Annotated in this window: 15 protein-coding genes; 9 read left to right on the top strand and 6 right to left on the bottom strand. The window is 59.8% G+C overall.

Going from position 1 to position 22,941, the window contains the following annotated elements:
• Nucleotides 1-9: 9 nt before the first annotated feature.
• From argS to scpB, 4 genes are all read left to right on the top strand, one after another.
• Nucleotides 10-1,797 carry an arginine--tRNA ligase gene (gene argS, locus EMQ_RS12205; RefSeq protein ID WP_010666374.1) on the top strand — a complete coding sequence of 596 codons (1,788 nt, stop codon included), beginning with the start codon at nucleotides 10-12 and terminating at the stop codon, nucleotides 1,795-1,797.
• Nucleotides 1,794-2,822, top strand: a complete 1,029-nt coding sequence (locus EMQ_RS17325; RefSeq protein WP_010666375.1) for an SPOR domain-containing protein — start codon at nucleotides 1,794-1,796, stop codon at nucleotides 2,820-2,822. The genes argS and EMQ_RS17325 overlap by 4 nt, the downstream gene beginning before the upstream one ends.
• A gap of 31 nt (nucleotides 2,823-2,853) precedes the next feature.
• Nucleotides 2,854-3,666, top strand: a complete 813-nt coding sequence (locus EMQ_RS12215) for a segregation and condensation protein A (protein WP_373278063.1) — start codon at nucleotides 2,854-2,856, stop codon at nucleotides 3,664-3,666.
• A gap of 179 nt (nucleotides 3,667-3,845) precedes the next feature.
• Nucleotides 3,846-4,562, top strand: a complete 717-nt coding sequence (scpB, locus tag EMQ_RS12220) for an SMC-Scp complex subunit ScpB (RefSeq protein WP_231368045.1) — start codon at nucleotides 3,846-3,848, stop codon at nucleotides 4,560-4,562.
• 158 nt (nucleotides 4,563-4,720) lie between these two features.
• Here scpB and holA read toward each other — a convergent pair whose 3' ends face one another.
• The 6 genes from holA to EMQ_RS12250 all read right to left on the bottom strand — a co-directional run bounded on the left by holA (nucleotide 4,721) and on the right by EMQ_RS12250 (nucleotide 14,198).
• Entirely contained in the window at nucleotides 4,721-5,734 is a 1,014-nt protein-coding gene (holA, locus tag EMQ_RS12225; RefSeq protein WP_026200044.1) for a DNA polymerase III subunit delta, read from the bottom strand.
• Between the two features lie 60 nt (nucleotides 5,735-5,794).
• Nucleotides 5,795-6,493 (bottom strand): LPS assembly lipoprotein LptE, encoded by a 699-nt coding sequence (locus EMQ_RS12230; protein WP_010666379.1) that lies wholly within the window; start codon nucleotides 6,491-6,493, stop codon nucleotides 5,795-5,797.
• Complete coding sequence (gene leuS, locus EMQ_RS12235; RefSeq protein ID WP_010666380.1) at nucleotides 6,493-9,120, bottom strand: leucine--tRNA ligase; 2,628 nt, start codon at nucleotides 9,118-9,120, stop codon at nucleotides 6,493-6,495. The genes EMQ_RS12230 and leuS overlap by 1 nt, the downstream gene beginning before the upstream one ends.
• A gap of 120 nt (nucleotides 9,121-9,240) precedes the next feature.
• Complete coding sequence (locus tag EMQ_RS12240) at nucleotides 9,241-9,756, bottom strand: DUF3576 domain-containing protein (RefSeq protein ID WP_010666381.1); 516 nt, start codon at nucleotides 9,754-9,756, stop codon at nucleotides 9,241-9,243.
• A 66-nt stretch (nucleotides 9,757-9,822) separates the two neighbouring features.
• Nucleotides 9,823-12,036 (bottom strand): BTAD domain-containing putative transcriptional regulator, encoded by a 2,214-nt coding sequence (locus EMQ_RS12245; protein WP_010666382.1) that lies wholly within the window; start codon nucleotides 12,034-12,036, stop codon nucleotides 9,823-9,825.
• A 425-nt stretch (nucleotides 12,037-12,461) separates the two neighbouring features.
• Nucleotides 12,462-14,198, bottom strand: a complete 1,737-nt coding sequence (locus tag EMQ_RS12250; protein ID WP_010666383.1) for a Hint domain-containing protein — start codon at nucleotides 14,196-14,198, stop codon at nucleotides 12,462-12,464.
• 400 nt (nucleotides 14,199-14,598) lie between these two features.
• Here EMQ_RS12250 and EMQ_RS12255 point away from each other — a divergent pair, with 400 nt between their 5' ends.
• From EMQ_RS12255 to EMQ_RS12275, 5 genes are all read left to right on the top strand, one after another.
• Nucleotides 14,599-14,994, top strand: coding sequence for a hypothetical protein (locus EMQ_RS12255; RefSeq protein WP_010666384.1), 396 nt, complete (start codon nucleotides 14,599-14,601; stop codon nucleotides 14,992-14,994).
• A gap of 135 nt (nucleotides 14,995-15,129) precedes the next feature.
• A complete protein-coding gene (locus tag EMQ_RS12260; protein ID WP_010666385.1) occupies nucleotides 15,130-16,449 on the top strand; it encodes an HlyD family secretion protein in 1,320 nt (439 codons plus the stop codon).
• Complete coding sequence (locus EMQ_RS12265; RefSeq protein WP_010666386.1) at nucleotides 16,446-18,692, top strand: peptidase domain-containing ABC transporter; 2,247 nt, start codon at nucleotides 16,446-16,448, stop codon at nucleotides 18,690-18,692. The genes EMQ_RS12260 and EMQ_RS12265 overlap by 4 nt, the downstream gene beginning before the upstream one ends.
• A gap of 300 nt (nucleotides 18,693-18,992) precedes the next feature.
• Nucleotides 18,993-20,129 carry a metallophosphoesterase family protein gene (locus EMQ_RS12270; RefSeq protein ID WP_010666551.1) on the top strand — a complete coding sequence of 379 codons (1,137 nt, stop codon included), beginning with the start codon at nucleotides 18,993-18,995 and terminating at the stop codon, nucleotides 20,127-20,129.
• Entirely contained in the window at nucleotides 20,126-22,837 is a 2,712-nt protein-coding gene (locus tag EMQ_RS12275) for an AAA family ATPase (protein ID WP_010666552.1), read from the top strand. The genes EMQ_RS12270 and EMQ_RS12275 overlap by 4 nt, the downstream gene beginning before the upstream one ends.
• Nucleotides 22,838-22,941 lie beyond the last annotated feature (104 nt).

Raw genomic sequence — 22,941 nt, forward strand, 5'->3', positions numbered from 1 at the left:
CCCGCACGCATGTCTGACTGTCTGTTCCAACGTTACCGCGCACATGTACTGGATGTCCTGCGTCGCATCGTGCCGGATATCAGCGAGGATCTCCTCGCCCGCGTGGAACTGACTCCGACACGCGACCCCGCGCATGGTGACATGGCCACGAACGCGGCGCTGATCGCCGCCAAACCGGCTCGTCGCAAGCCCGCCGACATTGCCGCGGATATTGCGACATCGCTTCTCGGCGTTGAGGGAATCGCCTCCGCCGAGGCTGCTGGCCCGGGCTTCGTCAACATCACCCTCAATCATTCCGTCCTGCAGGACGTTATTCCCGCCGTTCTGAAAGCTGGCGAGTCTTTCGGTGACTCGCAGATCGGCAAGGGCACGAAGGTCAACGTCGAATACGTCTCCTGCAACCCGACCGGCCCGATCCATGTCGGTCACTGTCGCGGTGCAGTCGTCGGTGACGCGCTGGCCAATCTGCTGGACAAGGCCGGCTACAACGTCACCAAGGAATTCTACATCAACGACGCGGGCAATCAGGTCGCGGCGCTGGCATGGGCCACCTACTGGCGTTACCTTCAGGCCATCGGCTCGACGATGGATGCCGAGGCATTCAACGCCATCACCCCGAATGGTCTGCAATATCAGGGCGAGTATCTGATCCCCATCGGACAGGCTCTGGCTGAAGCGCACGGCACTTCGCTTGCCGAGGACGGCGCAAAGCCTGCCCCCGCCGAAAAATGGTTCACGCTTGTGAAGGATTTCGCCGTCGCCCGCATGATGGACGGTATCCGTGAGGATCTGCTGACACTCGGCGTGAAGCACGACGTGTTCACCTCCGAAGCGAAGGTGCTGGCTGATGGTGTGACTGACCGCGCCATCAAGATGCTCGAGGCCAAAGGTCTGCTTTACGAGGGCGTGCTGGAGCCACCCAAGGGCAAGCTGCCCGACGATTGGGAAGCCCGACCGCAGACCCTGTTCCGCTCGACCGAATTCGGCGACGACGTGGACCGTCCGTTGCGCAAGTCGGACGGTACCAACACCTATTTCGCCAATGACATCGGTTACCACCTCGACAAGATCGAGCGCGGTGAGCAGGTGCTGGTTGACGTGCTGGGTGCGGACCACGGCGGCTATGTCAGCCGCATGAAGGCGGCCGTAAAGGCGCTGACTGACGGCAAGGTGCCGCTGGAAGTGCCGCTGTGCCAGATCGTGCATATCGTGCGCGACGGCCAGCCGGTCCGCATGTCAAAGCGCGCTGGCACCTTTGTGACGCTGAGCGACCTGCTGGATGAAGTGGGCAAGGACGCCGTGCGCTTCACCATGCTGACCCGCAAGAGCGATGCGCAGATGGAGTTCGATCTGGACGCCGTGGTGGCGCAGACCCGCGACAATCCGGTGTTCTATGTGCAGTATGCCCATGCCCGCTGCCGCTCGGTCCTGCGTGCCGCCGAAGAGATGCTGGGCGCAGAGGCTGTTACATCGGCTGCGCTGGAAACGGTCTCTCTCAAGGCGCTCACCGCCGACGCCGAGATCGCGCTGCTGCGCCGGATTGCAAGCTGGCCCCGCACGATCGAAGGAGCCGCTGCTGCTCGCGAGCCGCATCGTATCGCCTTCTATCTGGGCGATCTGGCTGCTGACTTCCACGCTCTGTGGAACCGGGGCCGCGATGAAACCACCCTGCGCTTCCTGCAGGAGAATGACCGTGAAGGAACACTGGCCCGTGTGGCGCTGGTAGCGGCGACGGCTATGGCCATCCGCTCCGGTCTGGCTGTCATGGGTGTTGAACCCGTCGAGGAAATGCGATGACCGAGGCCGATTCTCCGCCACCCAACCCACACGAAGACCGTCTCAGCCGTGCACGCGAGCGCATGGCGACGGATTATGATGACGATCCTGCCCCTCCGCGCCGTAACCGGGGCACCAGGGCGTTTGCGCTCGGCTCGCTCCTGCCTGCGGACAAGACAACTCGTGCACTGACCTATGGCGCAGTGGGGCTCGGTGCGCTGCTGCTGGTCGGTGTGGGCGGCTGGTCGCTGATAGGGCATCACCAGAGCGGTATTCCGGTGTTCGGGCCGCCTCCTGAACCCATTCGTGAGAAGCCTCTCGATCCGGGCGGGATGGAACTGAACGACATGATGCCGCCGCCCATGGAGACAGAGCAGCAGGGAGCGACGCATCTTGCGCCGTCTCCTGAGCAGCCTGATCCGGCGGCGCTGGCGGCCCGTTATGGGGCCGCTGCGAAAGAAGACGCGCCGCAGGACGCGCCCGCGAAGGATGCGGCTCCAGCGGATGAAAAGACGGCCGCTGTCGGGAGTGATCAGGCTCCTGCGGCGGAAGACACCGCGGCCCCTGTTGATCCTGAAAAAGCGCCTCCCGGCAAGGGACTGCCGAGCGAGGACAGCACGAGCGCGCCTTCCGCCGCTGGCAATGAAGCGCCTGCTGCGGATGCCGGGAATGGTGCGATTGAAGAAGCGCCGCCCGAAGCCAAAAAGCCGGTTGTCCCAACAGGCCGCCCTGAAGCGAAACCGGTTGCGGCGAAACCCGAAGCATCGAAGGCCACCCGCGCCGTTCCTGCCGCGACGTCCGGGCCTTATGGCGTCCAGCTTGCCGCCCTAAACTCTCAGGACGCCGCTCTCAAGGAGTGGGACAGGATCAAGAGCGTTTCTCCCGATCTGTTGGCCGGACGTTCTCCTGTGATCGAGAAGGTGACCCACACCAACGCGATTTTCTACCGTCTGCGCACGAGAGGATTCGACAGCATCGCATCCGCCCGGGCGTTCTGTGACAGCCTGCGTGAACATGGGCATGCCTGTAACGTCCTGCGCCCCTGAGTTCATGCTGTCTGACTGCGGCTTTCGGGGCATGTGCAGCCCGGAAAAGGGAGACGGGACGGGAGCGCCGCAGGAAGAAGGGGAAGAGCTTCGGTCTCCCCTGCTGCATCTGGAGGGATTCGAGGGACCGCTTGATCTGCTGCTCGATCTTGCCAGGGCGCAGAAGGTTGATCTGGCCAAAATCTCGATCCTCCAGCTTGTCGAACAGTATCTTGCCGTTGTGGAGTCTGCCCGGTCGATCCGGCTGGAACTGGCCGCCGACTGGCTGGTCATGGCGGCGTGGCTGGCCTGGCTGAAATCACGCCTGCTTCTGCCTGCGGAAGACGGTCCCGATGAGGAAGCCGAGGACGCGGCGGAACTTCTCGCGGCCCGACTGGAAGAACTGGCCCGAATCGGCGCGGCGGCTGAGTGGATGGCGTCCCGTCCGCAGCTTGGACGCGATGTCTTTTCGCGTGGTGCCAGCGAAACGCTTGTGGAAATCGACCGGTCCGGTCTGGCGCTGGACGTGCCTCAGTTGATGCGAGCCTATATGGCCGTTATCCGCCGTTCAGCGCGTCACCGTGTCTATACGCCGCGCACCATCCGGTTCTGGTCCGTGCAGGATGCGCTGGCTCGACTGCGTAAGCTGCTGGGTAGCACGCCGCCCGGCTGGAACGCGCTGGACGATTTCATGCCGGACCTGCCCGATGGCACCGATGAGGTCGAGGGCGTGCGTATCCGCCGTGCGGCCATGGCTGGAACGCTGATCGCCGGGCTGGAACTGGCCAAGAGCGGCATGCTGGAATTGAAACAGGACGAGGCGTTCGGGCGCATCATGCTCAGGCCGCAAGGGGAAGAAGCATGAATGACACTGTGCAGCCACCGGATGAAAACGGTGCCGCTCCGTCTGAGGCGTTGTCCGAGAGTCATACCCTGACAGAGCCGACGGCTGCTGTGCAGATCGATGTGCTGCTTGAAGGAAAAGCTCCCCTTTCTGAAACCGTCGAGTCTAGGGACGAAGAGGCAGCCGTGATTGCGGCGCTCATGCAGAGCGAAAGTAAACCGCCGGTCCAGACAGTACCGTCTGAGGAAGCGGTCCGGATTGTGGAGGCGATGATTTTCGCCAGCACCGATCCCGTTAGCGCCCGTGCCATTCTCGGACTGCTTGAGGGACAGGGACTGATCCCTGATACGGTGGACGATATCGGGGCCTATGTGCGCGCCGTGCTCACCGCGCTTGTATCCCGGTATGAGGGGCGCGGCGTTGTGCCTGTAGAGGTCGCAGGAGGCTGGCAGTTTCGCACCGCCGCTGATCTTGCTCCGCGACTGACGCGGATCATGCCCAAGCCACGCAGGCTTCAGCGGGCGACCATGGAGACGCTGGCGATCATTGCGTATCACCAGCCTTGTACCCGCGCCGAGATCGAGGAAATCCGCGGAGTCAGCGTCAATCAGAACATACTTGATACGCTGATCGAGGAATCGCTGATCGCGCCACGTGGCCGTAAGGAAGTGCCGGGACGCCCGGTCCTGTGGGGTACAACGCCCGATTTTCTGCGCCATTTCGGTCTGAAGAGCCTCAACGACCTGCCGCGTCGGGAGGAGCTGATGGGCGATATGCCGACCTCGCCAAGACGACCGGCAGAAAACACCGCCGACCTGCTGGCCCCTCGTCCCGCACCGATTGAAGAGGCGGAGGGCGTCATTGTCGAGGAAGAAGCGTCACCTGCCGGGTCTGCTGGCGGTCTCGCAGACGACTGACACCAATGGTTCTTCTGCTGTAGCTTTTTGCCGGGAGAGATTTACGGGGCGCTGCCCCAAACCCCGCCAAAGGCCTGCCTTTGGAAACCGTTTGCGATCAGGAAACCGGTGGGAAAATCAGCGCTCCCTGCAAGAGGCAACCAGTTGTATATGCTCTGTCAGCGTCGGCGGCTGAGCGCGGCCCTGCCGGCGATTGCGGCGAGATGACGACGGCACAGCAGAACATCCATGGAGCCGGTCTGTTTGCAGGCGAACTCGAACGCCTGTGTCCGTTTGGCCAGATCCAGCAGAGCCGGAAGAGACCAGGCATCCAGCGCCCGTTCAAATGACTGCTGCTTCTTGAAAAAGACGGGAGGACGCAGTGTCTTCATGGCGTCCATCCGGCTCTGTCCGCGTTCAAGCTCCGCCTTCACCCGGCGCAGACGTCCAATGTGGCTGAGCAGAACACGGGCTACGGCCACCGGGTTCGCGCCTTCGGACAGGGCTCGCTCCAGCGCAAGATCGGCCCCGGCCTTGTCTCCTTCCATGGCGAGAAAAACGGCATCATCGACCGAGGCCGATCCGGAATCGCCAATGCAAAGCATCAGGTCATCGAGATGCAGTTCACCATTTTCTCCCGCGTAGAGAGCCAGTTTTTCCACTTCATTGCGGACTCCGGCCCGGTCCGCGCCTAACCGACCAGCCAGCCACGCCAGGGCTTCACTGCTGATCCGGACATGCCGCTCTTCCAGCATCCGGCGCACGGAAGCTTCAAGCGCCCGCCCTTCTTCCGGGTAGCAGCCGATGGATGCGGAATCCGGTCGGGTCTCCGCCAGTTTGCGGAGCTTGCCGCGTGCCGGGAGGGCACCGGCTTCCAGAATGATCAGGCTGTTTGCGGGACTGTCGAGAACGGATGTGACGGCGGCGGCCATTCCGTCGGTCGCTTCACGCACCCAGACAACCCGTCGGCCGCCATCAAGGGACAGCGCAGTCGCTTCTTCCTCAAAACGGGAGTGGTCATCACGGGCAAGAAGGGAGACCCGGAACGGATCATCCAGCGAGCCTGCGGACTGACGGGTCAGTGCGGCTGCATGTTCCCGGATCAGGCCACTATCATCACCGTGGAGGAGTACGAAGCGCCAGTTATCAGGCGCGCCCAGCACTTTCCCGACCGAACGGGAATCGATCTTCACCACGGAAAGAAGGGAGGGGGAGAAAAAGCCTTCCCTCTCATCCGTGCAGTGAAGCCGGGATCAATTGGTCGGGTCGTCATTATTGGGATCAAGACGTCCGGTCGCCATGGCGGGCACACCATCCGGGCCCGCCCGGTCAACAGGCTGTTCCGTGTCCGAGCGCGGCATCAGGTCGGTGTTGGGATAGAAAACGGGGGCCGGTTTGTTGTTGGCCCCACCAGCAGTCTGCGTCTTGAACCAGATCGCGACCTGCTGCGTGACGCCTTCCGCCAGTGTCTTCGCGATACGGGCTTCCAGAGCCTCCATGTTCAGGTTCTGCGTGAAATACTGTTCGAACGTGTTACTCATACCGTCCATGGTGGTGGTCTCTCCCTGCGCCAGCAGGCGGGGCGTCTGTTCCACCGTATAGAGCGACCAGTGTGCCCGGCCTACCGCCCGCATCCGTCCGGTCGTGTTGTCCTCATGCACGTCGATGGCTTCCAGTTCGAGACCGGGATTGACCTGCAGGGTGTAACCGTCCGGATCTTCCGGTCCGGCTCCGGCGAATTCCTGCTGCAATGCCAGACGGGTCATCTGCCCGAACCGCTCGGGAATGCTGGCGATATAGACCCGCTTCATCTTTTCGCTGATGCCGGGACTCAGCTTCGTGTCTTCGTAAAGCGCGTGAAAACCGCAGCCACCCAGAAGGAGCGGAAGGACAAGCAGGGCTGGAGCGGCCTGCCTGCGCAACCAGCGGGAGAGAGAGCTGCGGTCGGTCATCATCCTGCCTTCGCCACCACGAAATTGACGATGCGGTTCGGCACATGGATGCGCTTGACGATCCTCTGGCCTTCCAGAAGCCGCGCCACATTCGGCTCGGCTTCGGCGCGGGCGATCACTGCGTCCGCGGCCTCATCCGGCTCGGCCTCGATCGTGCCGCGCAGCTTGCCCATGATCTGCACGGCCAGCTTGACGCGCGTGACGGCCAGCAATTCGGGGTTCGCTTCCGGCCATGCCTGCTGGGCCACCAGCCCCTTGCCGGGCTCCAGTGTGGCGAACAGCTCTTCAGCCAGATGCGGCATCATCGGCGCGGTCAGCAGGCAGAGCGTGCGGGCTGCCTCACGACGGGCGAAGGCCATGCCGTCTTCACCGGCCTTCTTCTCTGCATCGGCGAGGGCGGACGTCAGCTCATGCAGACGCGCAACGGCGACGTTCACAGTGAAGGCTTCCAGCGCCTCCGTCACGGCGACGATGGTGCGGTGCGTCATACGACGGAGCGTATCGACCGCTTCGGGCATGTCGCCTGCGGACGGCGCAGCATCGACCGGGCAGCTTGCGGCCACCTGCTTCACGATGCGGAACAGACGCTGCACGAAACGACCCGAACCGGCGACACCGGCTTCCGTCCACTCCATGTCGCGTTCCGGCGGGCTGTCGGACAGCACGAACCAGCGGGCTGTGTCTGCGCCGAAACGGTCGATGATGGCGACCGGCGCGACTGTATTGCGCTTGGATTTCGACATTTTCTCGACGCGACCGATGGTGACCGGCTCGCCCGTTTCATGGTGCGTCGCCCCCGTGCCAGTGCGCACGACCTCTTCCGGATAGAGCCACGCACCGTTCACGTCCTTGTAGCTCTCGTGGTTCACCATGCCCTGTGTGAACAGGCCGGAGAACGGCTCGGAGACGTCGAGATAGCCGGTGGCCTTCATCGCCTTGGTGAAGAACCGGGCGTAGAGCAGATGCAGGATCGCGTGCTCGATGCCGCCGATATACTGGTCCACGGCCAGCCAGCCGTCAGCCGCCGCCTTGTTGGTCGGCGTAGCCGCATGTGGTGCGGTGAAGCGGGCGAAATACCACGAGCTATCCACGAATGTGTCGAACGTGTCGGTCTCGCGCGTCGCGGGCTTGCCGCATTTCGGGCAGTCCACATGCTTCCATGTGGGATGATGGTCGAGCGGATTGCCCGGACGGTCGAACGTCACGTCCTCAGGCAGTTCGACCGGAAGCTGCGCGTCGGGCACGGGAACCGCGCCACAGGTCTCACAGTGGATGATGGGAATCGGACAGCCCCAGTAACGCTGACGGGATACGCCCCAGTCGCGCAGACGCCAGTTCACCACGCCGGTGCCGACGCCGAGGGCTTCCAGACGCTGGATGGCTTCCTTGCGGGCTTCGTCGGTGGTCCGGCCATCGAGGAAACCCGAGTTGATCATGGTGCCGTCGCCGGTCCACGCCTTGTCGGTGATGGTGAAGCTGTCCTGAGTCTCGCCAGCGGGCAGGACGACGGGGACGACAGGCAGGTTGTATTTGTGCGCGAAGTCGAGATCACGCTGGTCGCCGGAGGGGCAGCCAAACAGGGCGCCGGTGCCGTAATCCATCAGCACGAAATTCGCGATCCAGACCGGGAAAGTGGCATCCGGCAGGAACGGGTGGCTGACTTTCAGGCCAGTATCGAAGCCGCGTTTCTCAGCCGTTTCGACGGCTTCCACCGACGTGCCCATGCGGCGACATTCGGCGATAAATTCGGCGGCTTCCGGGTTGGTCTCGGCGACTTTGGCTGCCAGCGGATGATCCGCCGCGATGGCGAGGAACGACATGCCGAACAGCGTGTCCGGGCGGGTGGTGAACACCTCGACCGCGTTCAGATCTTCATTGAAACCGGCAGGCGGATGCGCCAGCGGGAATCGCAGGCGTGCACCATCGGAGCGGCCGATCCAGCGCTCCTGCATGGTGCGGACACGCTCCGGCCAGCGATCCAGCGTCTTGAGGCTGTCCAGCAGGTCCGGCGCGAACTGCGTGATCTTCAGGAACCACTGCGAGAGCTTCTTCTTCTCGATGGGGGCACCCGAGCGCCAGCCCTTGCCGTCGACGACCTGCTCGTTGGCCAGAACCGTATTGTCGATCGGGTCCCAGTTGACCCAGGACTCACGACGGTCGACCAGACCGGCTTTCAGGAAGTCGAGGAAGATCTTCTGCTGCTTGCCGTAGTAATCTGGCAGACAGGTGGCGATCTCGCGGTCCCAGTTCAGGGAGAAACCAAGGCGCTTCAGCGTCTCGCGCATCGCGGCGATGTTGGCGAGCGTCCATTCCTTCGGGTGCACGCCACGTTCGCGGGCTGCGTTCTCGGCGGGCAGACCGAAGGCATCCCAGCCCATCGGGTGCAGTACGGAAAAGCCGCGCGCGCGCTTGTAGCGGGCAACGACATCACCCAGCGCGTAGTTGCGGACATGGCCCATGTGAAGCTGTCCCGACGGGTAGGGGAACATCTCCAGTACATAGTATTTCGGCTTGTCGGCAGGCGGCACGTCAGGGACGGTGAACACCCCTTCCTTGTCCCATTCCTGTTGCCAACGGGTCTCCACCGAGCGGAAATCGTAGCTTGCGGGGGTATCGTCGGCAGTCATGATGGCATCGGTCCAGAATGGCGAAAAGAACAGGAGACGGTCGGTCCTGAAGAGGACGTTCCACCGGGAAACACAGCCGGGCTCAAGATGAGCCCGGCCGGAGCTGACAACTGTGCGGGGTCAGTTGTCGTTATTGCCGTTATCGGCGCGAAGCTGGCGTGCACGGGCCAGAATCTTGGAAGTGATGTCGGAGGAGGTGTTCGCAGCCGGTGGCACGTCAGTCCACTGTCCGGCGTCATAGACCTGCCGGAACACGCTCACCCGCAGGGCGTCCGAGCGGAGACGTTTGTCCAGTATGTAGGCTGTGATCTTGAAGCGTTCGCCATGTGTCGCCGGAGGAGTATACCAATCGGTCAGGATGAATCCCCCGACTGCATCCGCCGTGGAAATTGGCATGAAGGACAGCGTATCCAGCGCGCCACGCCACAGATAGGCGTTCACGCCGCCGCTGAGCTGATCATCACCACCCGTGGCGCTGCGATCTTCCTTGATAAGCTGGTTCCGGGGAGCGGTCAGGTCACTGGCCTTGTCACCGCCTGAGCAGGAGGTCAGCCCGAGCAGCAAGGCCATGGCAGGCGTCAGAAGAGCAAAGCGGGTGGAGAACGACAAGGACTGACGAACGTGCGTGGTGGCCATTTGGTGTTGCAACTCCTGAAGCAAGACCCGCCAGCCGCCCCCACCCGGTGCAAGACCTTCTGGTATTCAGGGCACGGAGGAACTGGGTACGACTGAGGAGCTTTCATATCCCGTTGAGGAGGTTCCGCCAAGCGCTGGCTGCGTCTGGTGTGCAAGGGCCGACGGCGTGGCTGGAATTCCGGCACGTTCCAGCAGTGTGAGAAACGCCGAAAGCTGTGGCGGAGGGAGACGGGCGTAATGAGCGCGCACGGTTTCAAGGGAGAAATCCGGCATCAGCCGGAGAAGCTGGGAACGGGCCTCAGCCTGTTCATTCACAACAGACACATTGTCTGCTTTCCCAAGGGCTGCAAGACCGGCCAGATGGAGCATCAGCATGGAGATGCGGGTCGGCGACAGGCTGACTGCGATGCGGGACCGTTCCACGGCTTCCCGCGCATTGCCGCCCAGCAGGAAAATGAGCACCACGTCCATGTCGAACAGATCGACGAACGGATGTGTGGGATGACTTCTGCGGAAAGTCTTCAGGTTGGCGGCGGCTTCCTGCGGACTGTCTTTCATGAGCAGGGCATAGGCCTCAATGGCGATGGTGATGCCCAAAGACGGAGCAAAGGGTTTCGCTTCTTCGATCAGACGCAGCCCTGCTTCGCGTTCCGATGGTCTGTCCAGCAGAAGTCGGGCCAGTATCAGCCGACCGGTAAGCGTTTCAGGGATGATGCGGATCAGTCCACGTGCCGCCTCGATCGCTGCCGTGCGTTCACGATCAATCTTTTCTGGCGCCCACTGCTCATAGGAGCGCACAAGCCCGAAGAGGGCTGCGGTCAGCAGCAAAAAGGGATGCTGAGGGTCACGCCTGAGCGCGCTGTGCAGCAGTTTCTCCGCAGGAAGAAAGCTGGTGGGTTCCTTGCGGTTGATGAAGGCGAAGGCTCTCAGTCCGGCTTCCAGAGGCGTCAGCTCGTCAGCCTGACGGTTGGCTGAATTCCGCGCTTCCGCCAGCGCGATTCGCCAGCTGATTTCGGACGTCAGCAGAGCGGCAACGGTATCACTGTTTTCCGGTGTGATCGGAAAGCGTTCGGCCCATACAATCATGCCTTCCCGTCGCTGGTCCGTTACACGGACAATCAGTCTGACCTGCTGATGAAGTGTTCCTTCTATGGGGTCGGGTGTAAGACTGGTCTGTATTTTGGTCTGGACCAGATAGTCGCCAGACGTTCTTGTCTCGATCTTTGAAGACTCATGCTGCGAAGGCGTGTGGAAAGGAGGGAAGACCGACAGGAAGCCCTGATTGGCAAGACCGACAGCCGTCTGATCCAGGATATTCTCAAGCTCCGGCGTGACAGCAGTCAGAAGCTCGGGCTGGAGAGGGGAAAAGCCGACGCTGGCGATCGTCTGGTTGCTGATACCCCAACCTTTTGCGGTATGTGTGGTTCCATTTGTGACAGAGAGATAGGCCCTCTCTGACGGAAAACTGGTTTCGCAGGAATCAATCCTTCCTGACGGGGAGTCGGAAAGGGTGGTCGGTCGGCCAGCGCCCTGACACGCACGCAGTTCGTCAATCAGTAATTTTGTCGCGGTGGACGGCTCATTCGCCAGAGAGTCGCGGAATGTTGAAAGACATTGTTCCGCTGCCAGAAGGGCTGCGCTGGTGTCAGCTGTCCTGACCAGCTCGCGCATCAGGGTTTTCCAGGCGTTTTCATTCAGGCGATCAAGACGGAGCAGTCTGTTTGCAGCGGCTATCCGCTGCTCCGGATCGGGAAGCGATGACTGGGCCTGTTCCAGAACTGTTGTCAGATGATGGTTCAGGCGATTGCGCTGTTGTGTCAGCCATTCATCGAGCGCCGGGTCGACAGCTTCGAGGTCGGTCAGAAGAGTGGAATCGGTTTCAGGAAGCTTCAGGATGCCGGATGGGGAGGCATTCAGATAGCGCTCCGCATCAACCGTGGTGAGAACTGGTTTCAGCGTCAGGGCGTGGCGCTGGATGTCCAGAATATCGGTGCCGAGAGGGCTGAGCGCTTCTGACAGCCTGTGAATTTCCTGCCGGAGCGATGCGCGTGCCTGTTCATCAGAGCGCCGACTCCAGAGTAGATGCGCGAGGGTTTTTCGTGTGACGGGGCGGCGATCCGAAAGGGCGAGGATGGCAAGCAGGCCACGTGTCTTGGCGCCTGTAGGTGTCAGGGCTGTTCCGTCAAGCATCTGAACGGCCATGGACCCCAGCAGATCAAGATGCAGAATGGCCGCCTGAGATTTCCTCAGTCCGGGTTTGATGGTGCCGAACAGACCCATGTGTCCCTGTTTCCTCCTGTGTCGCCGACCCTCTTTTCCGGCTCGGGCACGCGCCTCCGATAATGGGATAAGTGTGCAGCGAAACAGTTTCGCGGAAATGAACGGGGCACGGAGGGCTATGTTCTGAATGTTGCTCGGGAACCGATTACTGGACTGCAAAAGAGGCTTTATTTTGGTTGCGATCCTTTCTGTGGACAAAACAGTGTCGTTGTCGGTAACAGATGGTGTGTGGTTGCCATTTGTTTCCGATGATGAAAATTCCTTACGGATCCGTCCCGGAAACAAAATTCATGTTGCAGAGAGCGTCAGGTGAGTCACGGAGCGTCTCTTTCCTGAGAGTATCAACCAATAAAAAAAGGGAGGCAATGCCTCCCTTTTGCACCTCTGGTCTTTCAACCAGAGGTAAGTCGGTCAGAAATTTCAGATCAGGCAACCTGAACGGCGGCCTGTGCTGAATCTCCGACGTGGTAAGGGCCGGCTACCAGAACCTCGACCTCTACCATGCGGGCAAAGAGGCCCTCTCCGGCGTTGCCGAGCGACAGCAGAGCATTGCCGGAGGTCCAGCGACCAACGCCACCTTCGTAAGCCTGCCAGCCGCTGATGTCGGCGTCGCTGAGGTGATCGGTCAGAACGGAGCGATCACGTCCGTTCGTGACAACGACTTCACCCACAACCACGCCGAGGTCACGACGGTCATCGCAGAAAGGACCGATCATCTCGGACGGACGCGCCGTGCGGGAGACGATACGGACATCGGAGACCGTTGAAGGCACCATGAAGCTGTACGTGTTTCCGGTGTGACGAACGGCGCGAATTTCACGACCATCCTCGGCCACGAGACGGATATCCGGATCGTTGGTCGTTTCGGCTGCATTGTCTGCAACGGACAGGCCAAGCGTCTCGGCGCGGGCTGCAACAGCTTTCCAGATTGGCTCGACTGTTGCCTGATCCGTCACCAGCGGAGCGCCTGCGTCACGCTGCCAGCTCTTGCCGCCATTGATGACAAAACCGCCGGCGAAGTGGGGACGCAGGGCACGGATCGGGGAGTTTTCGAACGTGCCGCGGTTGCCTGTGTCGAGATAGCTCTCCGTTTCCAGACCTTCGGAAACGATCACACCATGCTGTTCAAGCTCGACATGATAGAAGTCAAAAGCGGCGATGGAACGGTCGATCAGGATCGAAGCGCCGTTGACCAGCATGCGAACCGGCACAAACTTCCCGTCGATGTGGATGCAATGCTCGGAGGTGACGAGAAGGTCACGGTGCGGAGCACCTTCACCGAATGCGTCCTTGCGGATGCGAACCGGATACGCATCGACGTCGAAACCGAGCGCGGCGACATCAGCGTGCGAACGGCCAAGCCATGCGAGCGGACGGAAAACGGTCTGGCCGTTCTCGATGACGGCAATCTCGTCACCCTCGACCAGCGTTTCGACCTGCTTCTCGCCATCACGGGTCAGGATGTGCGTTCCCGGCAGGAAGCAGCCATCAATGCAGTTGCCACCGTTCTGCGGGTAGAAATATGTGGTCGATGTCGGATGGGAGTAAGTGCCGCCGACTCCCGTAACAGACACGCCATAATAGCCGGCGGCGTTGTTGGCATGGGGGTTGGAGTCGCTGGGATTGACGATGATCGAGTCGCTCTTCTTCAGAATGAAGGTGGAGCTGTCAGTGTAACTTCCTGCGATACCGATGGATGTTCCAAATCCGCCAGGAATGTCATTCGTGCACATTGATGCGCCGGAACCGAAATTGGTGATCGTCGCATTCTGAAGGGCGGGATAGGTATAATACTGATCGCCACCAGCGGAGATGTCTTCTCCTACGAGGTTGGCTTCGTAGGACCACTTGCCCGTGTCGTTGTTCAGGACAAGAGACGAACCCTGGCCGCTCATGTCGATCTTGCCGGCGACACTGGTGCCCTTGCCATCGGAGTCGATGGTCAGATGGCCGCCGTTGACATTGATGCCGCCTGTGGACCCGGAAGCATTATATTCATTGATGATGGCGGTACCGATCGTCGCGCCATTTTCAAGAACGTAATATTTGCCGGATTCAAGCGTGATGGTTCCGGAATTGGAGGCGAGCACATAAGGATCGCTCTCTGTACCATTACCAGCGGTGTAGGCAGCATATTGTGTTGAGGTTGCCTGTGTAACCATAATGTCTGATCACTCCTGATCGTTTGTCCGGCAAGTCCGGGTGTTTGTTTTTGATTAACGACACGGCATAAAATCTGTCAACAAAATAAAACGTAAATGTTTGTAAAATACAAACATTTGTCTGACAATTTATTGCTGGTGCTTTTTATGGGGCGGAGAGTGTAGGAAAAATTTCGTTAATATACTTACATTTTAATGGGTTATCCTGTTTGTTGTGGTCATGCAACAAGGTGTATCAATGGTTTTGTTAATGATTTATTCGCTGGAAGAAGTGTTGAAAAAACATTAACAGATAGCCAGCGTGATGGGCGACGTGGCCTTGCATCGCTCAAGAACCGACCGAAAAGGTCGGGCGAAGCCCGGTCACGGACGGTTTCATCATTACGGAGATCGAATAGACATGCGTGAACTTACAACGACAGAAATGACGGAAGTTTCCGGCGGCTGCTGCTGGAATTATAATCCGTGTGGTTATCAGCCGGTTGTCTGCGGTCCGAGCGCTTCAGTTATCGCGGCCTATGCCGGTTATCTGGCTGGAGAGTACAACGTTCAGGCCGATATCTTCAACGGAGCCAGCTGCTCGACCATTCAGTCAGCAATCAACAATGTCTACACTGATACGCAGATGGGCTATAATGCAGGTAAAAGCATGACAGTCTCACAGGCTACAAGTCTGCTGAGTAACGTGCAGTCCGCGATTCGTGGCGCAGTGACCACGAACTGCTGGGGATGCATTACGGCGATGACCACAATTACATTCCCGCCTTCAAGCGGTGGTGCCAGCGGTCTGGGCTGATAATCGGAATGCTGCATGGGGAAGTTTCCGACTTCCCCATATTTTTTGTACATGATTTCTTTTTTTGTTTTTCTTTATTGTTTTGATGTCAGGCTGTAAGACCGTCCCGTCTGCACCTTAAGGTCTTCACTCTGTATGTCTTCTCTCTACCGTCAGGAAGCGCTTGACGCTCGCCGACAGGCGTGGCTGGGGCAGGTGCAGGCGACGCAGTCGCTCTCGATACGTGTTATTTCATGGATCACACTGGCGCTGGTTGTTCTGGCTGTTCTGTATGTGTGTTTCGGCATCTATACGCGCCGCGTGCATGCAACAGGCTACATGCTCCCTCCTACCGGACTGATTACCATTGACGCCAGCGCGGCAGGCATCATCAGCGGTCGACTGGCGGAAGAAGGCCAGCATGTCCGCAAGGGACAGAAGCTTTTTACCATTGATCTGGAAGCCCGTTCCTCGACCGGCCCCACGCAGGAGCAGGTGCTTGTGCAGTTGCGCAGACAGCGCGAACTGTTTGAACGACAGAAGGAAATCCGTATTGAGGACGCTCCTGTTGAAAAACAGGCGCTGATCAACCAGATCCGCAATCTGCAGCAGCAGCACAACCTGACCGGCCTCCAGCTCTCCAATGACGCCAAGGTGTTGCCGGTGGTGGAAGCCGCCGTGAACCGCATGAAAAATGCACAGAGCGCTCATCTGGTCACGGAAACACAGTTCCAGAGCCAGCTCTATACCTATGCCCAGCTGCTCAGCAGTCATGCCCAGTTCATGCAGACCTATACGGATACTGAGGGCAAGATTTCAGACAATACGTCAAAGCTGATGCGCTACGATCGACAGACGGCTCACGATATCAATGATCTGGATCGTCAGATTGCCGATATCGACAAACAGATCGATGAAAGTGAAAGTCATCGCACCATCATCATCGAAGCGCCGGATGATGGCATTCTTTCAGCCGTGCGCGGCAATCTTGGCCAGCAGGTCTCTGCCGGAACGCCCCTTGTCACACTTCTGCCGACGGGGCGTTCTCTGGATGCGGAACTGTATGTCAGCAGCGCTTCCATAGGCTTTTTGCGAGAAGGCGAACCTGTGCTCATGCATTACGCGGCCTTCCCCTATCAGCGCTTTGGCCTCGCACGAGGACGGGTTGTGGAAATAACCAGAGCACCTATCACGGAATCCCAACCGGGAAAGGGACAGCAGCAGTCCGCGTCCGGCAGTCAGGACAAGAAAGACGGCAGTAGCAGCTCCAGTGGAGGAGATCTCTATCGTATCCGCGTCAAGCCGGATCTGCCCTACATCGTGGCTTATGGTGATAAAAAACCGCTGGAAGCCGGAATGGAAGTCGAAGCGGATATCGCCATCGATTCACGTCGTCTCTATCAGTGGATATTCGACCCTGTGATCAGCATGCGCCACAGCATTGCCGCCATCAGCGGGGGGCTTGTCGACAAATGAGCGAGGCTTTCAACGCCCTTCAGTTCGGTTTTGGCAAGAAAACACCGGTTATTCTTCAGGTTGAGGCTGCGGAATGCGGTATCGCCTGTCTCGCCATGATCATGGCCCATTACGGCCACCAGATCGATCTGGCGACCCTGCGCCGGCGCTACTCGGTTTCCATTCAGGGCGTGACGCTTCGTAGTCTCGTCCAGATTGCCGACCATATGGGTTTCTCGACCCGCGCGGTCAGGCTCGATCTCGACGATCTCGTCAACCTCAAGAAACCCTGCATTCTGCACTGGGGCATGAACCACTTTGTGGTGCTGACGGAGGTCAAGGGCGACAGGATCACCATCAATGATCCCGCCGTTGGAAACCGCACCATCAGCATGGAGGAGGTTTCCCGCGAGTTCACGGGTGTCGCGCTGGAAGCGACTCCCAACGAGTCCTTCGAGAAGAAGGATGAGCGCGAAACCATCCGTCTGGGTGATCTGTTCCGTCACGTTGCCGGACTGCGCGGCGCACTCATGGGCCTGTTCTTCCTGTCCCTCGGGCTGGAAGTTATCGCGCTGATCTCGCCGATGGTGTCTCAGGTGGTGATCGACGAGGTGATTGTCACTGCTGATCATGACCTGCTGAAAACCATTACGTTCGGACTGGCGCTTCTGCTTCTGTTGCAGATGTTCATCGGCTCCGTCCGTACATGGGCTGTGACCCTGTTCAGCACCCGGGTTGGTCTGGAATGGAACACCAGCCTGTTCGATCATTTGACCCGCCTGCCGCTTGATTATTTCAGCAAGCGCCATGTCGGCGACGTGCTGTCGCGCTTCGGATCACTGGGCACCATCCAGCAGACCATGACCACCGACATGGTGCAGACCGTCATGGATGGCATCATGGGCGTCGGCATGGGGATCATGCTGTTCGTCTATGGCGGCTGGCTGGGGCTTGTCGCCTGTGTCGCGTTGGCGCTCGATATCCTGCTGCGTCTGGTGACGTACAGCACCTATCGCGAAGCGTCTGAAGAGCAGATTGTCGTCAACGCCAAGCAGCAGAGTCACTTCATCGAGACACTGCGTGGCATGGCCAGCGTCAAGTTGCTCGGCCTCCGCGAGCGGCGACGCGCGACATGGCTGAATATCGTTATCGACAGCATCAACATCAAACTGCGTCTTCAGCGTTTTGATCTGATCTATGGCCGGCTTGGCGATTTCATTTTCGGCGCTGACCGTCTGATCATGATGGTGCTTGGGGCCTATCAGGTCATGGATGGCTCCATGTCCGTCGGTATGCTGGTCGCCTTCCTGTCCTACAAGGATCAGTTCGCAGGTCGCGTTGGCTCTCTGGTCAATACCGGCTTCAAGCTGCGCATGCTGAACATCCAGACAGACCGTCTGGCTGATATCGTCATGACCGAACCCGAGCCAATGTCCGAAACCATTCCCGGCACGCATTATGATGGCGCTGCCGCGCTTTCCTGTCGCGGGGTATCGGTGCGTTATGCGGCGCAGGAGCCATGGATTTTCCGTGGGCTTGATCTCGATATTCCATCAGGCTCCAGCGTCGCCATTGTCGGTCCATCCGGCTGTGGCAAGACGACGTTGCTCAAGGCCATGATGGGGCTGCATGCCCTTGATGAAGGCAATATCTACATCGATGGTGTGGATACGGCGGTGCTGTCGATGGAAACCTATCGCGAGCGTATCGCTGGCGTGTTGCAGGATGATGGCCTCTTCTCGGGTTCTATTGCTGATAATATCAGCGGTTTTGCAGATGACCCGGATCAGAATCTGATTACTGACTGCGCCGCCAAGGCCGCCATTCTTGAAGACATCAAGCGTATGCCGATGGGTTTCGAGACTCTGGTCGGCGATATGGGCGGTGCTCTGTCTGGTGGTCAGAAGCAGCGCGTCATTCTGGCGCGTGCGCTCTACAAGCGTCCGCAAATCCTGTTCCTTGATGAAGCGACCAGTCATCTTGACGAACATACGGAATCCATTGTGGCGCAATCCCTGCGGGCGATGAACGTCACGCGCGTGATGGTGGCCCATCGGCCCGCGACCATCGCGCATGCTGATTATATCTACTCCTTTGAGCCAGGTGGCACTCTAGTGCTCCGGAAGGCTCCGCAGGCGCAGCCGGTCCAGCAGCCTGCACCACAAGCACAGCAACCCGTACCGCAGCAGGCAGCGCCCGCTCCTCCACCGTCCTATGGTGGCTCATTCGGATATGGCGGTGGCTGGCCTGCAAAACCGCAGTAAAAGACGGTTTAAGGAGCTTTGTCCTGTGCCCCCCAAGCGGACACAGTCCCTTCAATCTCAACTTGTCTGCAAGCATAAAGCGCCAGCAAATTCCAAAGAAGTTTTTGGTGAAGCTTTTTTCAAAAAGCTTCAGACAATAGCGGTGTTTTAAAACACAATCTCCAAGGAACTTTTATTGTAACCCTTCAATAAAATGCGACGGCATCACCTCTGTCCCATGATCACCCTTTCGCATAACGCACGCGCCAAAACCGGCTTTCGCTGGTATTGAGAGCAGGCAACGGAAGGAAAGACGACGTTATGCGGTTTGTGCACAGTTCGGACTGGCAGATCGGAAAGACGTTCAATTTCGCAAGTGACGAAGTGCTGCGCGTCCTTCAGGCCGAACGGCTTGAGGTCATCAACCGGCTTGGCGAACTGGCGCGCGCGCATGGTGCTGCGGATGTTCTCGTGGCGGGCGACATCTACGATTACGAAACACCTTCCGATCGCACCCTGCGTCAGCCTCTCGAACGCATGCGTCAGTTTCCGGATCTGCGCTGGCACCTGATCCCCGGCAACCACGATTTCCTTCAGCCAAATGGCGTATGGGACCGGGTCCGACGTTCCGCTCCTCCCGAAAATATCCGTCTGCATCTGGAGCCAAATCCCGTTGCGATGACTCAGGACGGCTCTGTCTGGCTGCTGCCCTCCGTGCTGAACCGTCGTCATACCCTGAATGACCCGACTCTCTGGATGGATGAGGCCGAAACACCGGAAGGGGTCATGCGGATCGGCATGGCGCATGGCTCCGTTCGTGAATTCGGCAGTCAGCCGGGTGAACAGCCTAACCTGATTGCGCTTGATCGTGCAGCGAGGGCAGGGCTGGCCTATCTCGCTCTGGGGGACTGGCACGGGTTCAACAAGATCAGCGAACGATGTGCCTATTCCGGCACGCCTGAAATCGACGGGTTTGATAAAGGCGGTGATGGCGGCGGTTCCGCGCTGGTCGTCTCGATCGACGGACCGAACGCCGTGCCGACCATTACACCGCATCGGGTCGGACGGTTTTCTTGGAAACGGGTGCAGGCCACCCTCACGTCACGCGAAGAAATCGAGGCATTGGAAAATCGGCTGCGGTCGCTCGATCCACAAAACCTCAGTTCCCTTCTGGTCTGGCTGGATGCGGAAGGGCATCTGACGCTGGAAGACATGACGCTTTTCGACGAGAAAATCCTGACCGGTGTCGAGGCGGCGCTTTGTCTGTTGCGCCTTGGCAAGCGTCCTGAACTGGTGGCGTCCGAAGCGGATCTGTCCACGTTTGGCGAGGCTGGCGTCGTCAGTCGGGCCGCCGCCCGCCTGCAGGCGCTGAGCGCAACGCCGGGGCCAGAACAACAGCATGCCATGGCGGCCCTGCAACGGCTGGCGGTTCTCTGGCGGAGTGAGCGAAGCGCATGAACACGAACGGACTGATCTTTACGGCTCTGGAAGTCGAAAACTTCCGTCGTTTCACCGGTGTTCACCGTCTTGATGGACTCGGAGCAGGGCTGAATCTGCTGGCGGCTTCGAATGAATCCGGCAAATCGACCATGCTGGCGGCGCTGCGGGCATTGTTTCTCTACAAGCCGGGCTCTTCCACAAAAACCACGCGATCCTTCGAGCCGTATAGCGGTGGCGCGCCGCGTATTCTGGCGGAGTTCACACTGAACGGTCAGGGCTACCGTTTTGAAAAACAGTTTCTAAAAAAGAGCTTTACCCGTCTGACAGGTCCAAATGGCTTGAAGGAAGGCGATGATGCCGACGCTGAGGTGCAGACGCTTCTCGGACTGAGTGCTGCGAAAAAGAACGAGACGGACGGGCTGCTTCCCGCCCTGTGGGTGGAGCAGGGACAGAGTTTTACCCAGCCAGATCTGTGCGATACGGCCCGCCAGAGCGTGCAGTCCTGCCTGAACGCTGATTTCGCGGAGATCACTGGCGGTGCGGACGCGGCTCGTATTCTGAAACGGGTGCAGGAGGATCTGGGCAAGCTGGTCAACGGTCACAATAAAAAGCAGGGACGTTATGCCGACGCGGCGGCAGGCGAAGAAACAGCCACAGCCACTCTGGCGACTTTGGAAAATCGACAGAGCGCCCTTGAGCAGGATCTGAGAGAACTGGATCACGCACGCCAGCAGATGCGGCGGGAGCAGGATCCGGCACGTCAGCAGCGGGAACAGGACGAACTCGAGCAGGCCAGAACCCGGAAAAGCGATCTGCTGCGCTTCGGAAAACGTGAAGCCGAGGCGAAGGCGGCCATCGAAACTGCGCAGCGTGACTGGAACCGCCTGCGGGATGAGCGCACGCTTCGGGCAGAGCGACGGCAGCGTCTGGCGGACGCCCGGCAGAAAGCTCTTGAGGCAGAGGAAGAATATCGTCAGGCGGAGGCACGCCTGCAACGGGCTGAGGGTGCTCTTGCAGAACAGAGCGATGCGCTCAGCAAGCTTGATGAGCGCCGCACCGAGGCGGGCAGGTCCGTCAATCGTGCCGAGCAGGCGCTCGCCCATCTCCAGCAGCAGGAACAGAGGGATGAGGCGATCCGCCAACAGCATCATCTCGAAAGCCTGATTGCGCAGGTCGAAAAAACCCGTGCCGCGTTCACAGCCTTTCGGGTAGATGAAAAACGTCTTCGGGCCATTCAGGCCGCAGACAAGGCGGTGTTTGAAGCCGAGACTGCGCTGGGCGCTCAGGCGACCGGACTGGAAGTCACTCTGGAGCCCGGCGCTGCGGAGCGGGTGCGGCTCAATGGACAGGCGGTCGAGACAGAACGACTCAAGCTGGTCGATCCGGCTGAACTGACGATCGAAGGCGTCGGCATATTCCGCATTGTTCCAGCTATCCGAGATCGCGCTGTCATGCAGGACACGATTGACCGGGCGCGTCAGGCGTTCCGGGCGGCGCTGGACGCGGTCGGTTGCGCGGATATGGCGGCAGCCCATGCGGATATGGAGCGTCGTCGTCAGGCCGAAGCAGCGTGCAAGGCCGCGGAAGAGGGGCTGAAAGCAGCCATGAAGGCGTTTCAGGCGGACACGCCCGATCGCGCCATGGCGATGCTGCGTCAGCGGATTGCCGAGGCGGAAGCCGGACTGGCGCAATGGAAAGAAGCGCAGGGCGACGAAGCCACTGCACTTCCCGCGTCCATGGAGGAAGCCAAAGCCGACCTGACAGCAGCCCGACAGGCCTTACACGACGTGGAACAGGACATTGTCCGGACTCGAGAGGCGCTGCGCGATCCCCTCGCCGAACAGGATGTGGCGCGAAAACTTCTGGAAGAGCGCCGATCGGATTGTCGCGTGCTCAGGGATCGGCAGGACAATCTTCAGGGTGAGGAAGATGCGGCGCAGGCCAGTGAGCCGGATGCGGTGCTGAATGAACGTTTTGAGAAGGCGGGAGAGGCACTGAACACGGCGGAACGGGCGCGGGACCGTCTGAACGAGGAGCGTCCCTCCGAGCCGGAAGCGCTTGTCGATGCAGCCATCAGCCGTCTGGACGCCCAGATTGCGGGGCGGCGGGATCGTCTTGCACGCCTGCAACAGGATGTGGTGACACGCGAAGTCCGGATTCAGGCCGCTGAAGGAAGTGGTCTGGATGAGGCGATCGCCGCCTGCAAACGCGACATTGAGCGGCATCGGATGGAACGCGAGTCCTGTGAGCAGGAGGTTGCTGTTCTCAGGTTGCTCAAGGAAACGCTCATGGAGGCCGAACGGGAGACGACCGAGCGTTATCTCGCGCCGCTGACCCGTGCGCTTCAGCCCGCGATCGAGATGCTGTTCCCCCGTGCGACAGCCCATCTGCAAACCGATTTCACCGTGTCCGGGCTGAGCCGCGGACGCACGGAGGAGGATATCGAGAGGCTCTCCGATGGGACTCGGGAACAGATCGCCGTTCTGGTCCGGCTGGGCTTTGCGGACATCCTGCATGCGCAGGGGCGCCCCGCCATGCTGATTCTTGATGATGCGCTGTGCTTCTCCGATGCGCTGCGGATGCGGACGCTGTTTGACATTCTGACGGACGCCGCCAGCCGGATGCAGATCATTATCATGACCTGTCGGGCCGAGCAGTTTGAGGAGTTGTCCGCACGACCACTGCGCCTTGTGGCGGATGATGTGGCAGCGCAGGTGGCTGTGTGATCAGGACACACCTGATGCGAAATGGCCTCATTCTGTCCGTTGGTCGGATGACAGGAGGCCACTGCGTTGCTAGAAGGCCCGGCAATACCCGGGTTGCGGGTCGT

Origin of the sequence: Acetobacter aceti NBRC 14818 (assembly GCF_000193495.2) — a bacterium.
GTDB lineage: Bacteria > Pseudomonadota > Alphaproteobacteria > Acetobacterales > Acetobacteraceae > Acetobacter > Acetobacter aceti.

What these genes read in the sequence shown, in the direction of transcription:
- argS (WP_010666374.1), top strand. Translation starts at nt 10, where the DNA reads ATGTCTGACTGTCTGTTCCAACGTTACCGCGCACATGTACTGGATGTC.
- EMQ_RS17325 (WP_010666375.1), top strand. Translation starts at nt 1,794, where the DNA reads ATGACCGAGGCCGATTCTCCGCCACCCAACCCACACGAAGACCGTCTC.
- EMQ_RS12215 (WP_373278063.1), top strand. Translation starts at nt 2,854, where the DNA reads ATGTGCAGCCCGGAAAAGGGAGACGGGACGGGAGCGCCGCAGGAAGAA.
- scpB (WP_231368045.1), top strand. Translation starts at nt 3,846, where the DNA reads ATGCAGAGCGAAAGTAAACCGCCGGTCCAGACAGTACCGTCTGAGGAA.
- EMQ_RS12230 (WP_010666379.1), bottom strand. Translation starts at nt 6,493, where the DNA reads ATGACCGACCGCAGCTCTCTCTCCCGCTGGTTGCGCAGGCAGGCCGCT.
- leuS (WP_010666380.1), bottom strand. Translation starts at nt 9,120, where the DNA reads ATGACTGCCGACGATACCCCCGCAAGCTACGATTTCCGCTCGGTGGAG.
- EMQ_RS12240 (WP_010666381.1), bottom strand. Translation starts at nt 9,756, where the DNA reads ATGGCCACCACGCACGTTCGTCAGTCCTTGTCGTTCTCCACCCGCTTT.
- EMQ_RS12245 (WP_010666382.1), bottom strand. Translation starts at nt 12,036, where the DNA reads ATGGGTCTGTTCGGCACCATCAAACCCGGACTGAGGAAATCTCAGGCG.
- EMQ_RS12250 (WP_010666383.1), bottom strand. Translation starts at nt 14,198, where the DNA reads ATGGTTACACAGGCAACCTCAACACAATATGCTGCCTACACCGCTGGT.
- EMQ_RS12255 (WP_010666384.1), top strand. Translation starts at nt 14,599, where the DNA reads ATGCGTGAACTTACAACGACAGAAATGACGGAAGTTTCCGGCGGCTGC.
- EMQ_RS12260 (WP_010666385.1), top strand. Translation starts at nt 15,130, where the DNA reads ATGTCTTCTCTCTACCGTCAGGAAGCGCTTGACGCTCGCCGACAGGCG.
- EMQ_RS12265 (WP_010666386.1), top strand. Translation starts at nt 16,446, where the DNA reads ATGAGCGAGGCTTTCAACGCCCTTCAGTTCGGTTTTGGCAAGAAAACA.
- EMQ_RS12270 (WP_010666551.1), top strand. Translation starts at nt 18,993, where the DNA reads ATGCGGTTTGTGCACAGTTCGGACTGGCAGATCGGAAAGACGTTCAAT.
- EMQ_RS12275 (WP_010666552.1), top strand. Translation starts at nt 20,126, where the DNA reads ATGAACACGAACGGACTGATCTTTACGGCTCTGGAAGTCGAAAACTTC.